This is a genomic window from Pontibacillus sp. HMF3514 (assembly GCF_009858175.1).
GTDB lineage: Bacteria > Bacillota > Bacilli > Bacillales > BH030062 > Pontibacillus.
The window spans coordinates 3,469,310-3,484,555 of sequence record NZ_CP047393.1; the positions used below are offsets into that span (position 1 = coordinate 3,469,310).

The 15,246-nt window shown below is 31.4% G+C and carries 13 protein-coding genes; all 13 read right to left on the reverse strand.

Going from position 1 to position 15,246, the window contains the following annotated elements; genetic code table 11:
• Nucleotides 1-56: 56 nt before the first annotated feature.
• Nucleotides 57-614 (reverse strand): hypothetical protein, encoded by a 558-nt coding sequence (locus GS400_RS17595; RefSeq protein ID WP_160103986.1) that lies wholly within the window; start codon nt 612-614, stop codon nt 57-59.
• Between the two features lie 26 nt (nt 615-640).
• Entirely contained in the window at nt 641-1,669 is a 1,029-nt protein-coding gene (gene rfbB / locus GS400_RS17600) for a dTDP-glucose 4,6-dehydratase (protein WP_160103987.1), read from the reverse strand.
• Nucleotides 1,669-2,523, reverse strand: a complete 855-nt coding sequence (rfbD, locus tag GS400_RS17605) for a dTDP-4-dehydrorhamnose reductase (protein WP_160103989.1) — start codon at nt 2,521-2,523, stop codon at nt 1,669-1,671. The genes rfbB and rfbD overlap by 1 nt, the downstream gene beginning before the upstream one ends.
• Nucleotides 2,520-3,083 carry a dTDP-4-dehydrorhamnose 3,5-epimerase gene (rfbC, locus tag GS400_RS17610; protein WP_160103991.1) on the reverse strand — a complete coding sequence of 188 codons (564 nt, stop codon included), beginning with the start codon at nt 3,081-3,083 and terminating at the stop codon, nt 2,520-2,522. The genes rfbD and rfbC overlap by 4 nt, the downstream gene beginning before the upstream one ends.
• A gap of 15 nt (nt 3,084-3,098) precedes the next feature.
• On the reverse strand, nt 3,099-3,989 hold the full coding sequence (gene rfbA, locus GS400_RS17615; RefSeq protein ID WP_160103993.1) for a glucose-1-phosphate thymidylyltransferase RfbA: 891 nt from the start codon (nt 3,987-3,989) through the stop codon (nt 3,099-3,101).
• A gap of 501 nt (nt 3,990-4,490) precedes the next feature.
• Entirely contained in the window at nt 4,491-5,882 is a 1,392-nt protein-coding gene (locus tag GS400_RS17620; RefSeq protein ID WP_160103995.1) for a sugar phosphate nucleotidyltransferase, read from the reverse strand.
• Nucleotides 5,883-6,049: 167 nt separating this feature from the next.
• Nucleotides 6,050-7,333, reverse strand: coding sequence for a lipopolysaccharide biosynthesis protein (locus GS400_RS17625; protein WP_370519713.1), 1,284 nt, complete (start codon nt 7,331-7,333; stop codon nt 6,050-6,052).
• Between the two features lie 27 nt (nt 7,334-7,360).
• Nucleotides 7,361-9,610, reverse strand: a complete 2,250-nt coding sequence (locus tag GS400_RS17630) for an N-acetylneuraminate synthase family protein (RefSeq protein WP_160103998.1) — start codon at nt 9,608-9,610, stop codon at nt 7,361-7,363.
• A 6-nt stretch (nt 9,611-9,616) separates the two neighbouring features.
• Nucleotides 9,617-10,297, reverse strand: coding sequence for an acylneuraminate cytidylyltransferase family protein (locus GS400_RS17635; RefSeq protein ID WP_160104000.1), 681 nt, complete (start codon nt 10,295-10,297; stop codon nt 9,617-9,619).
• Between the two features lie 112 nt (nt 10,298-10,409).
• Nucleotides 10,410-10,922 (reverse strand): acyltransferase, encoded by a 513-nt coding sequence (locus GS400_RS17640; RefSeq protein ID WP_236561031.1) that lies wholly within the window; start codon nt 10,920-10,922, stop codon nt 10,410-10,412.
• 110 nt (nt 10,923-11,032) lie between these two features.
• Nucleotides 11,033-12,475: a hypothetical protein gene (locus GS400_RS17645; RefSeq protein WP_160104002.1), complete on the reverse strand. Its 1,443-nt coding sequence runs from the start codon at nt 12,473-12,475 to the stop codon at nt 11,033-11,035.
• A 256-nt stretch (nt 12,476-12,731) separates the two neighbouring features.
• Complete coding sequence (locus GS400_RS17650; protein ID WP_160104004.1) at nt 12,732-14,030, reverse strand: hypothetical protein; 1,299 nt, start codon at nt 14,028-14,030, stop codon at nt 12,732-12,734.
• A 32-nt stretch (nt 14,031-14,062) separates the two neighbouring features.
• The gene (locus GS400_RS17655; protein WP_160104006.1) at nt 14,063-15,229 is read right to left on the reverse strand and encodes a glycosyltransferase; all 1,167 of its coding nucleotides are present in this window, start codon (nt 15,227-15,229) and stop codon (nt 14,063-14,065) included.
• Nucleotides 15,230-15,246 lie beyond the last annotated feature (17 nt).

Sequence of the window (15,246 nt, forward strand, 5' to 3'; positions counted from 1 at the left end):
AACAAGCTATAAATTAGAATGCCTGCATTTCTTTGAGTGCAGGCATTCTTACTTTTTTACTCATCGACAATTAGCGCATTCTCTATTAATTTAAAAAAGCTCCTCAACAATAACAACAAGCTAATTACAGAAATTATATAAATACCATATAATATAAAACTTGCAACTAATAACTTAACATAAGAAAAGGAGATAATAATAATATTGGTAATAATAAAATATATCATCGCTCTAACCAATGTTATAAATTCTTTTTTATTTTCCGCAAATTGATCTTTATCTCTCAAAGCTACCACAGCTACAAGCATCCCTCCGAATCCAATACTTGCAGTAATACTGATACTCGCCATTTTCTGTATGTAACTTTGAAGATATTCTATTGTTACTTCTTCAATTCCTAGTACCCAAAACATATAAACTATTATCAGTGCACTTGGTAGCCCTATCATTACAGAACCAAATGCAAAATTAAGGATATATTTTCCTTTATTTTCATTTATGAATGTCCTTAACTTTTTGTAATCTAAAAGCTTTTTATATATTAAAGGTCTAAAAAATAAGAAAACTACCACAAGTAAAATTATAAAAAAATTTGAGTCAATAGTAATCTCCATATTTCACCTCTCAACTTAAGCGCAGCCTAGTTTAATATTTCCTTATAGTACACTTCAAAATAATTCTGATATTCCCCACTGATAATCCGCTCCCACCATTCTTTATTATCCAAATACCACTGAATAGTCTGAGCAATTCCAGTCTCAAAAGTATATGTAGGTTCCCAACCTAGCTTCTCTAATTTAGTAGGATCAATCGCATAACGCTTATCATGACCTAAACGATCTGTTACAAACTCTATTAACTCTTCTGACTTTCCTAGTGTTTCAATTATTGTTTTAACTACTTCTAAGTTGGTCTTTTCATTATGTCCACCAACATTATATACTTCTCCACTAAGGCCCTCATGCATAACTAAATCAATAGCAGCGCAATGATCGTACACATGCAACCAATCTCGAATATTCTTCCCATCTCCATAAACAGGTACTGTTTGGTCATTTAATACACGAGAGATTGTTAACGGAATTAGCTTTTCAGGAAAATGGTATGGGCCATAATTATTTGAGCAACGTGTTATGTTAACAGGTAATTCATATGTTTCATGGTAGGCACGTACTAAGAAGTCAGAAGATGCTTTACTTGCACTGTATGGGCTATTAGGTTGTAGAGGCGTTTCTTCTGTAAAGAATGTGTTAGGATCAAAGTCCAGTTCACCATAAACTTCATCGGTAGATACATGAACAAATTTAGTTATACCAAATTCTTTAGCAGCATCTAATAAAACTTGTGTTCCTTGAACATTCGTGCGAACAAATATTTCTGGGTCAGTAATTGAACGATCTACATGACTTTCAGCTGCAAAATGAATTACAAAATCAAAATTTTCTTTCTGAAATAGCTCCATCATTGATTCACGATCGCCTATATCTGCTTTTATAAAATAATAATTTTCTTCTTCTTCAATAACACCATGTTTAGTTAAATCACCAGCATAGGTTAATAAGTCAAGATTATAAATATCATAATTGGGATACTTCTCAACCATGTACTGTACGAAGTTACCTCCAATAAATCCCGCACCGCCAGTAACAAGTACTTTCTTCTTTGTCATTATCTCACCTCTTGTGTTAATTCGTTAATATATCTTCTTAAAGCATCTTGCCAATGTGGTAATAGCGTAAAGCCTTCATCCATTAGTTTTTGTTTTGAAAGTCGTGAATTTTTAGGACGAACTGCACGAGTAGGGTACTCCTCACTTGAGATGGAGTGAACCTTTACATCCTTATTTGCTTGTCTAAAGATTTCTTCAGCAAATTCAGCCCAACTACATGTGCCTTCATTTGAAGCATGATAAATACCAAATTTATCAGTTTGTATCATTTCTATTAACAATGGAGCTAAGTCAAACGTATATGTTGGAGAACCAAACTGATCTCCTACAACATTCAATTCATTTTTCGTTTCCGCTAACCTTAGCATGGTCTTCACAAAATTATTCCCATTAACACCAAAAACCCAGGAAATTCGGATAATGAACCAGTTGTCCACTAGATTTTTTACAACCTCTTCACCTTGATATTTTGTTTCACCATAATAACCAATTGGGCTCAGCTCATCTTCTTCCTTAAATGGTGAATCACCTTTACCATTAAAAACGTAATCTGTGCTTATATACATAAATTTTGCATTAACATCTCTTGCTGCTTTTGCTAGATACTTTGTCCCTTCAACATTTACATCCCAACAGACCTCTTTTTCATCTTCTGCTTTATCAACCGCAGTATATGCAGCACAATGTATAATAGCATCAGGTTTTATTTTATCAACATAAAGACTTACTGCCTCTTTATTTGTAATATCTAGATTTTGTCTTCTTGATCCGATCATCTCTAACCCCTGATTCGAACCCTCTTGAACAACATCATAACCAAGTTGTCCACCATATCCAGTGACTAAAACTTTCATTTATCTTCACCAACTGTAAAATTAACTTCTGCATCCTTTAATAAAGATGCCTTCTCATCCTTTTCTGATAATACAGGTGTATTAAGAGGCCACTCTATACCTATAGAATTGTCATTCCATAGAATACTTCGGTCATTTTCAGGAGAATAATACTCATCTACTTTGTATTGCACTTCTGTATTTGCTTCTAATGTACAAAATCCATGGGCAAATCCTTTTGGAACAAGTAATTGCTTCTTATTATCCTCACTTAAGGTAACACCAACCCATTGACCATATGTTGGAGAACCTTTTCGAATATCGACGGCAACATCATAAACAGCCCCTCGTGTTACACGCACCAATTTTGTCTGAGCCTTTGGTGATAACTGATAATGCAACCCTCTTAACGTTCCAGTCTGTTCAGACAATGAATGATTATCTTGAATAAAATGATAATTTAACCCTGCTTCTTCAAACGCTTTTTGATTATAATTTTCCATAAAAAAACCACGGTGATCACCAAATACCTTTGGTTCTATAATGACTACACCGGGTAACTTCGTTTTAACAATATTCATTTATATCTAACCACCTTATTTAGTAGACTGTAGGGACTTTTGATGATCAGCAATTTTTAAAAGATACTTCCCATACTCATTTTTCTTCAATGGTTTAGCAAGCTCTAGTAACTGCTCTGTTGATATATATCCCATTCTGTAAGCAATTTCTTCAAGACAAGCGACTTTTAACGTTTGACGTTTTTCAATTGTTTCAATAAACTGCGAAGCTTCCAATAAGGATTCATGTGTCCCAGTATCCAACCAGGCGAATCCACGGCCAAGTAATTCTACATGGAGGTCTCCTGATTCAAGATAGGCTTTATTGACATCTGTAATTTCAAGCTCTCCTCGTGCAGAAGGTTTAATACTTTTAGCAATATCAACGACACGATTATCATAAAAATACAACCCTGTTACTGCATAATTCGATTTTGGATTTGCTGGTTTTTCTTCAATAGAAACCGCTCGATCTTCATCATTAAAATCAACAACACCAAATCGTTCAGGATCGTTTACATAATAACCAAAAACCGTAGCACCATTTTGACGATTAGCAGCTTTAAGCAAAAGATCTGTTAACCCATGACCGTAGAATATGTTGTCTCCTAAAACTAAAGCAACATTGTTATCGCCAATAAATTCTTCACCAATGATAAAAGCTTGAGCGAGACCATCTGGTGATTGCTGTACTTCGTAAGATAATGAAAGCCCTATTTCTGACCCATCCCCTAATAACTCTTCAAACCTTGAAATATCTTGTGGAGTAGATATGATTAATATTTCCTTAATACCAGCCAACATGAGTATTGATAACGGATAATAAATCATTGGTTTATCGTAAATAGGTAACAACTGTTTTGATATTGTTCTCGTTAAAGGATAAAGACGTGTTCCACTACCTCCAGCTAGGATAATTCCCTTCATAAAAAAACCCCTTTATAATTTTCATTGAACTAAAAATGACTGAAAAATATTAAACTCTAATACTTCTCAGCCTAGATAAACTAACTATTTTCATTTATATAAGTCCATATATTATTTAGCAAACTGCTGTTTCAATTTTTAATTTTTTAGTAAAAATAAAAAATTCCGTAGAGAGACCTTTCCCTACAGAACGCTTTTGGTGAAAGTATTCTATTAAATAATAATAGGAAGCAAAAGAAATTTCACTACACTTATAGGATACCTTTAACCGGGAAAAATGCCCTGTCCCCATGTCCCTTTACCATAATCACCCTAAGTCACGTTTTTTTATCATTAAAATATTCTCTCACCTGTATGAATTATAAAATATATCAATGAAAGAATTGCTACAATCTTTAAACAATAAGATTATCCATAGTACATATTAAAAATAAACTTATAGAACATTTCAGGATTTAGCATGTGCTATCCAATTGAAATTAGATTAGAAGAATTATTCACCTAATCCAATTCAAAACTATTAAACATTTGAGAATTACAATGAACCTCGACTTCTTTCCATGTCATAAATATGCGTACAATATCTTCTTCAATAAGTTGTGAACCAGTTTGTACTTCAATGAATTCTAAGTCAGTATTAGCCTTGATACCATGTTTGGCTTCAACAGGAATAATTAAAACATCTCCAGGTTTAACAATACGAATTTCATCATTTAAAGCAAATTCACCTTCACCTTTTATAATTGTCCATACTTCACTTCTAGCATAATGCTTTTGATAACTTAAACTTTTGTTAGCTTTAACACCAACCCTTTTGGTAAGGACTTCTTTTCCATCATCAAACCTTGTGTGATCAAGAACCCTATACCATCCCCAACGTCTTTCTTCGTACATTGGACGCTGATCGAATCCTTTTAATACCTCTTTAATCTTTGGACTTGCAACTTTATCAGTAACTAATATTCCATCAGGACTGGCTGCAACAACCGTATCTTTAAGACCTAAAACGGTAATTGGAATGTCTAACTCATTTACTAGATGGATATTTGTGGAGTCTTCACTAATTACACCCTTACCAATTTGATTGGTCCCCATTTCTTCAGTTAATGTATTCCACGTCCCTAAATCCTTCCAGAAACCTTCGTACGGTAGAGTGATAATTTTTTTAGTTTTTTCTACAACTTCATAATCAAAAGAATTTTTAGGTAGAGTTGAATATTGCTTTAATAATTCTTCATAATTTATCGGTAATCCCATATCCTCTAATTTTGAGATTATATATCTAAGTTTAAAACCAAATACACCACAGTTCCATAAGGCTGCATTATCTATTAACTTTTCTGCTTGTTCTACTGACGGCTTTTCTTTAAAGTGACTAACCTCAATAAAATTTTTATTAAGATCATTATTAGGTACAATATAGCCATATTTAGAAGAAGGAAAAGTTGGCTGTACTCCGATTAATGCAAGGTCCGCATTAGATGATCTTAATGCACCCTCTAAGTCCAGTACTTTATTAAAAAATTGCTCCTCTACATATGGGTCAACAGGTAATATCCCCACTACTTCATCTAAATTTGTTCCTTTAATAGAGTATAAATACGTAGCTGCTAATGCAATGGCTGGAAAAGTATCTCTCCTTTCTGGTTCAATAATTAAAGGTACAAAAGATCCTAATTGATTATGAATCATGTCCACCTGTGCTTTGTAAGTAGCAATTATAGTAGATTCTTGTAAGTTATGGTTTCCTAATTGCCTCCAAACCCGTTCCACCATTGATTCTAATTGTCCATTTTTATTTTTTAACACTCTTAAGAATTGCTTTGATCTTGAATCATTAGAAAGTGGCCAGAGGCGCTTACCCGACCCACCAGATAATAATATTAACTCCATGATAATCCTCCTAAATAAAACCTTAAAATATTTCTTGAAGTAAAGAAAAGAATAGATTTGAAATAATTAAGATAATAATTAACGTTTTTTTCATCTTATAAATTTTATATTAGTTCTAAAGTGAAATATTTAAACAATTTTCCGTGACAAACGAATATTATCAATAACTACTTTTTAAATAATTTGATTATATTCCAAGGCATCTTATATAGCTTACTAGCGATAATCCATGTAAAAATAAAAATAATTAAAAAAGCTATGCATGTGGCCATAGCAGCTCCAATTGCGCCAAATTCATTTATTAAAAAATAGTTTAAAACTAAATTTATAACTGCGGTAACAAATGTTAAGATCATAAGATATTTTGTTTTCTGGAGGAAAAAAATATAATTAGTTACCATTTTATACATCCCGTTAAAAGCAAAACCCAAAGCAATCCAAATAATAAACTGCCCTGCACTTCTGAATTCTTCGCCTAATAGATAAGGTAATAAAATAGGAGATAAGAAGCCAAAAACCAACGCTAGAATTAAAATTATAACAAAATACATATATGTTATTTTTATGATAGTTACTTTGTCTTTTTCTTCATTTTTTTTTAACTTACCAAAAAACCAAGGAACCCACGCTTTATTAAATGAATCTTGTGAAATTCCAATAACCATCCCTAATTGATAACCAACTGTATATACCCCTGTTGCAGAAACACCTACCATACTTGTTACAAAAAAACGATCAGACATTGTAATAATCACTGCTCCAAGAGTGTGTGGAATTAACGGCATACCAAAATTCAAGATATGTCTGATATATCCTTTATTAAAACTAAAATTTATGAGTCCATCTTTTCTTAATATGATCAAACTTATTAAACCAAAGAAACAAATAGCTATAAGTTGTCCTTGAATTCGACCTTCCCAACCCATTGCTAAAATTAGGACAAAGAAAAGAGTTAAGCCAACATTTAAAGATGTTTGTAACACTTGAAATGTTCCATATTTAAGAGGTTTTACTTTTACCTGCCACATAACTAACATTACTTGATTAATTACCTGAAAAAGGGATACCAGTAAAACTGCAAATAGCCACTCTTTTGGAAAGGCTGTTAGAGACGCAAGTGGGTTTGAAATTAACCAAACAAATAATGATACGATAAGGAAACTAGTAAACAGCAATAAAAAAGCATTCCCTATATATTTAGGTAAATCTATTTGATCTCTTTCAAAATATTGACGGTTAATTGCACCATGAATATTTATACCTATTACAGGGGTAAAAAAACCAATCATAGCAGTAAACATTGCTACTATTCCATAATCAGTTGGTGTAAGATATCTTGTTAATATCGGTAACATAAAAAAGGGAATGGCTGCATTCAATAGATTAGCAGCCGTATAAATCCCAGATGATCGAAGTAAAGATGATCGTATTAACATTTTCATTTTCTTCATCCTTAATTGGTTAAAAAGTCTATTTAACTATGACTTAAATGCTTTTTCTAACCGATCTAGTGCTATCCAAAATCCTTCTCCACCATTTTTATGACCTTGCCAAATTTCAGGTATAAAAAATGCTTGAGGTGCATATTCTTTTAAATCTTGAGATAATGCAACAAAGTCGATATCTCCTTCTCCAATTTGAAGACCTTCCCCGTCTACACCTTTTGCATCAACAATATGTAAATGACCGGTAATAGGACCAATTTTTTTTACAAAATCTTTAAATGACCAACCAAAATAATTACAAGCTAATTTTGAGTGAGATATATCAAAACATACCCTCATATTATTTCTTTGACAAAACTCTAGTGTATCATTTGGGTGCATAAATAGATTTTGATATCTTTGACCTCCAAAATGCCATGGGAATGGAGGCATTGTTTGTGGAATAATTTCCACGCCTTCTGTATCCAACTGAGCTAAACTTTCTTCAATTAGATTGTAATAAGCTTGTCTTTCCTCTGTTTTAAGTGGTTCATCCTTTGTAAATCCCCCCATATTGGTTACGATCATTGGAATTGTCGACTTTTTAAAGTGTTTTTTTATTTCTCTTGTAATGTTAATTACTCTTTGCATCTCGCTTAATGTATGCTTCCGATATTCTTCATCAAGTGAACATAAATCTAACAAATGATCTCCTGCGAAAAGTTCTGGCATATGAACAACAAAATCCATATCATACTCTTCATCAAAGTAGTCTTCTAGTTTTTCATCCAAATCTTTATAACTCAAGTGGAATTCTAAAAGGTCTGGGTTTGTCTTTTCCAAAATTGATTTAAAGTCATGATATCGTACAGGTACACCCCACTTTAATGGGAAGTCATAATTTCTTGGTTTTACAGTTTCATCTAGTAAATCAGATTCGTAGAAGAAATCACCTACTTTAAAGCCTTTATTTGCTTTCTTTCCAACTAACTCGTCTTTCCTATTTGGTTGCAGACCTTTTCCCGGACTTTTCACTTCTATCATATGTTCAAATATTACTTCTCCCTCAGATAAATCACAATTAATCACTAGGCTTTTCGCTAGGTTTTCACGGTTAATCAACTCACCTTGTGACATTTTACGCTCCTGGGAAGTACCTAAAGCTAACTCTACTTGACGAATACCGTCTACCATGTCTTTAAACTCTTTAGGAAGAAGACTAACTTTATGATCATTCCCTTCCATATTTCTATCCATAGTAAAGTGTTTCTCAATAACCTTTGCACCCTTTGCTACTGCCGCAATTGCTATATTAATTCCTCTTTCATGTCCTGAGTACCCAATAAAACTTCCTGTTAATTCCTTCAAGCGTGCTAGGTAGTTTAGGTTAACATCTTTAAATGGTGCTGGATAGGTGGAATTACAATGTAAAATAACATGAGGGGATCCTTCCTCATTTAATATCTCAACAGCTTCTTTAATTTCATTCTCTGTTGACATTCCAGTTGAGCAGATTAGTGGTTTTCCTAATTTCGCCATCGTCCTCAACAGCTCATGGTTTGTTAAATCTGCTGAAGCAAGCTTATATCCTTCCATTCCATAGTCCTCAAGGACTTCTAAACTTCTTAGGTCCCATGGGGTACAAAGTGGGAGGATACCCTTCTCCTTACAATAATCAAATACCTCAATCATCTCTGCAGTTGATAGTTGAAATTTAGACAGTAGATCAAGTGTATATTGAGACCCTAAGTCTTCACTTGCATCATTAGCATTTCCTTTATTTATATATAGAGAGCCTAAGTCCCTTAACTGAAATTTAGCACAATCAGCACCTGAATTTACTGCCTCATCAACAAGTGTTTTTGCAAGCTTTATACTTCCATTATGGTTATTTCCAATCTCCGCAATAACAAAAGATGGAGACTCTTCATTTATAATAAAGCCTCCAAGTTGTATTTCCCTTGCTTTTTTCTTTGCAATTCCTACGATCCTTCCTCTATTGTCAATAACAGGAACGAGCTCAACACTTTGTAATAGTTCTTCGATCTTACTATGAGGTTCTTCTTCATTTATAGATTTAAATGTAGTGTTTATTATTATAGATAGAGGTTGATTTAAGTCAATATCCTTTTGCTTCACAACCCAGCGTCTAAAATCACCATCTGTTAAAACACCTTGAAGAACTCCATACTTATTTACTGCAAATATTGTTCGATCTTTATTTTCACTAATCTTTTGTAGAGATTTTACTATTGGTTCATCTTTATGAATAATATATTTTTGAATTTGTTTTTCAATAATCATATTAATTTAAACTCCTTTTAATAATGTTTCTACAACTTTAAAGTCAACAAAAGAATCAATTTCCCAACTTTCCTCTTCACTCATTTGTAACATTGAAATTTTTCCAGTTAGGCGATTCTTTTGAGACATAAGCATGTCCGTCTTTGTAATATAAATTGACCCATTTTCTCGATACCAGCGATCAGATTCAGAAATATCTTGTCTGCGAGGACGATTTTTATAATTATATAATGCTTCAGGCTCTTCGGGGTTTTTCCAGAAAAAATGGTGGTTCTCACAAACACTTAATAGAGAATCTGAGTTTTCACGTTCAAATAATTCGATTGCTTCTTGAATACGGCCATCTCTTCTTATTGGAGAAGTTGGTTGCAATAAAACTACAGCATCTGGTATATAACCCTCTCGCTTTTTTAATTCCTCAACTACATGAATCATTACTGGCTCTGTTGAGGTTGAATCTTCTGCTAACCAACTTGGGCGTAAAAAAGGAACCTCTGCACCATATTCCTTACCCACTTGGGCTATTTGTTCACTATCAGTAGATAGTATTGTCCTATCTATATATGAGCATTTTAAGGACTGTTTAATTGACCAAGATATTAATGGGAACTGATTAATTAACTTAATGTTTTTATTAGGAACACCTTTAGATCCTCCACGTGCAGGTATTATTGTTAGGTATCGCATAAGCACCTTCCTTATGATTATAAGTAGTTTAATACTCATTTCTGATAATCTGAAATTGAATAATTTATAGACTTATTAGAGGTTTCTCCTTTATATACTTAATTAGTTATTCTTAATGGAATTTTTTTTCTGTTTTCAATCTTTTATAGTGTTCAATATCTCTGTAACTAAAGACTTTAGCTGGATGTCCTCCTGCAATTGCATAATCAGGAATATTGTTTACTACAACACTTCCAGCTTGTACTATCGCTCCCTCACCAATAGTAACTCCAGATAAAATTATGACCCTAGTTCCAACCCATACATTGTCTTTAATTACTACACACTTATTAATGTACGTGTCATCATACGGAATAGCTTTACCTTTATCATAATTATGAATCTGTGAAATGATCATACATTCTTCACCTGAGTGAAAATTATCACCTATTAGTACGTCTCCACCACCGGTTATTTTCATACCATTAAAGTTAACATTATTTCCAAGGACTGTATTAGAAGTAACAGTTGATTTTCCATTTACTTTTAATCCTTCCCCTACAGCCTTTACCCTCTTCATCACATATTTCTTATAAAGTACCTTTTTAATTTTATTTATAGCTATTTTTAGTTTTACAATAAACAACTGTTACCCCCCCCTGATTTCCCATTTAAAAACAAGTAATATAATTAAGCCTGTAATATTAGTTCCGCTCCAATGTTCTACCTTTAAGCTCGAGTAATTATATTTGAAGTTCAAGTTTTTGAGATTATTGCACCCACTTCTTTAACAATATTATCCAAACTATTATCTTTCCAAAAATAGGAGGTGTCATATTGTGCCTTATAATAGTTTAATTTATTTATATATAAACTTAAGTCATCAGCTGACTCTACTAAATTTACATAATTATTATTATAGAGTTCTTCCATATTCTTATATCCAAAAATTTTACAAACATAAGTTTCTAACCCATAACCTAAACCCTCATATAATGCTGTTGAATAAACTCCCACTTGTATATCGGATTTTGAGAAGTAATAATGCATTTCGCGTTTATTATTATCTATAACTTGAATATCATTACTTGTTTCCAGCCATGGATACTCTATTTTCCATCTCGCATATTCTCCTGGGTGAAGTTTATATATAATTTCATAATTATCTAGATTAATTATTTTAGATAATTCTAATGCAATCTTGCTTAACTCTTTTCCTATTGTCCCTTGTGATATAAATAATATAACCCGCTTTTTATTTCGTTTATTTATTCTTTTATTAAATAACTTAACGTTCTCTTCATAAGAGGGCCATCCTACAACTCTCACTTTAGTATCATCTATAGGAAAATTTGTATTATACTTCCAATAATCTCCAAACAGAAACAAATATTCTGGGAATGTATATAAGTTCATCTTTTGAGCAAAATTATAAGATACGTGGTACTTCCCCATAGTTCCATGTTGTAACTCAACAGTTGGTATACCTTTTCTTTTAGCAATATCGTTTATTGCATATCTTGAAAGCCCATATGATACTACTTCAAGTATAATTTTGGGTTTAACTTTATTTATTATTTTGTTAAATTGTTTATAAATCACTTGATATTGTAATAAATTATTTTCAAGTAATCTTAGCATGTATTGTTGACTGAGATTAACATTAAACTCTATATTTATCTTGTTTATTAATTTAAGGAAATTTTCCTTTTCAGTCTTAGCGACAAAACTTAATTTAAATAAACTGTTAATTATCCTTTTAAATACATACCTATTATAAATGTTATCGGTATATCTTATGTTAGTTGGAGGGATAGGTCTATAATGCATATCGAGAAGTGGGTCTTCTAAAACTAAATAAGAATGATTTATATGCCGTATAATCTCATCGGTATATATACACTCATATAAATTCTCCTTCTTCACCCTCCTATGATGATTAAGTATCAGAATATCCTTTTCTTTTAAAAAAATTGGGCTATTAAATAAAATATTAGGTATTTGTTTTACCTTTAATAAGGCTCTATATAATAAGCCTCTATTCTCCAATGTTGTATGCGGGGTACCAACACCGTCCTTATCTTTTTGAATCTCATCATAGACATACTTTCTTATAATATGCCAATACCTTACACCATTGATCTCATCTGTAAACAAATCCATATCTTTCTCAAATTTCAAAAATTTTTCTAAATCCATATATTCACCTCATGAAATCCAACAATCATTATTAAGTATTTAAAGGATTCAATACATATGTAAAAAAATCCGCTCAAAAAAGTTCAAAACATTTTTTCCTAGTAGCTTTGAACTTAACAACCTTATTTATTCGGACTTTTTTCTAGTAACTACAATTCGGATTTATTTAATTATTTAAACTAACAACAATTAAATAATATTTACTAACTATAACTATTAGTAGACTATGCTATACCAATAGGTTATTTTTAACATATCAATGTATAAATACTTCTCTTCTTAATCTCACTTCATTTAAGATAGATAAGTACAATATACAAGTTAATTCAAAAAATACACTGGAAAAAATAAAAGGTATTTTAAGTTCATATATTAATGTGATAAATATAACCCAAGAATATAGAACAGAATACAAATCACCTTTATAATTATAACTTTTTGTAAGAAAACGTAAGTTAATTATAGATTTTAGATAAATATATAAACTGATTATCACACCAATTATTCCAGTTGAATAAATTATTTTAATATATCCTGGGTCTTTACTCTCAATTCTAGTTCCACTACCGAAAACTAAATTTATCGTATTAATATCATCTCCAATTTCGATATGTCTTTCAACTGCTCTTGTATGTTTTCCATAATCAGTGTATGAATCATCGAAATACTCAAAAAAGTAATATAATTTTGGTAGATACTTGTAAATTTCATTTCGATATTCTGACCCAATGTTAGTCGTAAGAATTAAGAATGAAAGAGATATTACTGCCAAAGGGGCAACGTACTTCAATACATTTAAGCTAGACTTTACTTTTCCACTTATCACCGCATAGACAAACATTATTAATATAAGAATACAGAGCACAGTAATACTTGTTCTTGAAGTAAACAAAACAGATATAATAAAAATAAAGCTTTTATAATTTAGAAGTTTTTTATTCTTATAATATACATTAAAAGAGTTCAAAATTATTCCTGTTAGACACAGAAATCCCGCTCCCTCATAGCTCGAAACGAGCCCAGTGGATCTTAAAGGTAAATTCACTTTCTCAAAACTGCTAATAAATTGTATAATTGCTTCAAATTCAGGGAAAACAATAGCTATTAATATGGTAATTGCATGTATAAGCAGAATATTTTCAATTACTTTAATAAAAATTCTTCCACTTATATTCCAACTATAAATGAAGAAATAAATAATAAAATACATAATTGCTGCTCGAAAGGATCTTAATACTTCAAAATAATCATACGAGTTTGTAAATGCAATAATAAGTAGCGCATATCCTCCAATAAAAATAGGTCCCGAAAGAAATATCAGATCTAACTTATATATTCTTATGGGGTTACCTTTATTTTTGATTAATGCAATAAAAAACCATAAAAAAATATAAAAGTATCTAGTGTCATAACCACCAATACTAGGCGCAAAAACAATAGTAAAGACAAAAAAGAACACCAATATTTTGCTAAAAAGATAATTGTTATCAAGTTTTAAACTATTGTTTTCTATACTGTTATAAATCACTACTACATGACTCCAATCTTTTAGCATAATATACTTTCCTGAGGTTTAAAGATAGTAATCTAATTATCATTAAGTTGTCTATATATATCAGCAGTAATTGAATCCCAAGTAAATGTTGATATAATTTCACTAAATATGTTTTTAGTAACATTACTGTCAAATGACTGATAGAATTTAAATACATCATTCAAATCTAAGTTAGAATTGTCTTTAGAAATATATACTAAACCGCTATCTAAACTAACGTTGAATATTTTCCCACTAGATATAACCGGCAGCGCCTTGCTAAAATACTCAATATTTTTAATAGCTGTATCGATATCAGCGTTTCTTTTTTTTAATGCAAGTGTTCCGACACCGATATGACTGTCCTCGTATATAACATTTAATTCAGAACCGAACTTCTTCCCATGAAAAATAACGTGATTCATTAAGTGCTTATTCTCACAGATTTCTTTAAGCCTTGATAGTTCTTTACTTTCACCGACAATGTGAAATCGAACCTTTAAACCATTTTTCAATCTCCCTCCACACTCTTCAATAGCAGCAATAACCCGTTCATAACCGTGATATGGCCAAATAGTTCCAACACCGATCATATTAAAAGAACTATCATTGATAGTTCTTTTAATATATTTGAACTCTTCCTCTAACTCTACACCATTTGTTATTAAATGCATCTTTCTAAAAACTTTGACTTTACTATTAGAAACAATAGTAAAAATTTTGTCGACGTACCTATAAATAAATGGCCAAAAAATCATATCATTCAAAATTTTAAATACAGCTTTACCTTTGTTATGGGCAACGTTAAATTGTTCATAAAAATAGGGATACGTAGGGATTTCATATCCAACTTTATGTCCCATTTTTTTTGCATGCCGCAAGAACCCAATAAATTCACTTGTTGGAATCATATGTCGTATATATATATTCATTCGTTTGTTTTCAATTAACTTATAAGCAACTCTTATTAACTCATGTATAGACATAACTCTTTCTCTAGAACTAGAATCCATATTATTTACTTTACTTTTTATTGTCTTTTTTGTAACTTCTCCATTTACAAATTCTAAATGAACAATATTATTATCTTCACAACATAATAATGAACATTTTCCTCCTAACTTACTAAAACCTTTAGCTTGAGAAATAATTTTTTTTGCAATACCATCTGTACTAGATAAATATATAAATGCAACATACAAAATATCATTAGTAACCATAACTTCCTCCCTTATAG

Coding starts and splice junctions, on each gene's coding strand:
- rfbC (WP_160103991.1), bottom strand. CDS start 3,083: ATGAATATTGTTAAAACGAAGTTACCCGGTGTAGTCATTATAGAACCA.
- GS400_RS17655 (WP_160104006.1), bottom strand. CDS start 15,229: ATGGTTACTAATGATATTTTGTATGTTGCATTTATATATTTATCTAGT.
- GS400_RS17625 (WP_370519713.1), bottom strand. CDS start 7,333: ATGAAGAAAATGAAAATGTTAATACGATCATCTTTACTTCGATCATCT.
- GS400_RS17620 (WP_160103995.1), bottom strand. CDS start 5,882: ATGGAGTTAATATTATTATCTGGTGGGTCGGGTAAGCGCCTCTGGCCA.
- GS400_RS17595 (WP_160103986.1), bottom strand. CDS start 614: ATGGAGATTACTATTGACTCAAATTTTTTTATAATTTTACTTGTGGTA.
- GS400_RS17650 (WP_160104004.1), bottom strand. CDS start 14,030: ATGCTAAAAGATTGGAGTCATGTAGTAGTGATTTATAACAGTATAGAA.
- rfbA (WP_160103993.1), bottom strand. CDS start 3,989: ATGAAGGGAATTATCCTAGCTGGAGGTAGTGGAACACGTCTTTATCCT.
- GS400_RS17635 (WP_160104000.1), bottom strand. CDS start 10,297: ATGCGATACCTAACAATAATACCTGCACGTGGAGGATCTAAAGGTGTT.
- rfbB (WP_160103987.1), bottom strand. CDS start 1,669: ATGACAAAGAAGAAAGTACTTGTTACTGGCGGTGCGGGATTTATTGGA.
- GS400_RS17630 (WP_160103998.1), bottom strand. CDS start 9,610: ATGATTATTGAAAAACAAATTCAAAAATATATTATTCATAAAGATGAA.
- GS400_RS17645 (WP_160104002.1), bottom strand. CDS start 12,475: ATGGATTTAGAAAAATTTTTGAAATTTGAGAAAGATATGGATTTGTTT.
- rfbD (WP_160103989.1), bottom strand. CDS start 2,523: ATGAAAGTTTTAGTCACTGGATATGGTGGACAACTTGGTTATGATGTT.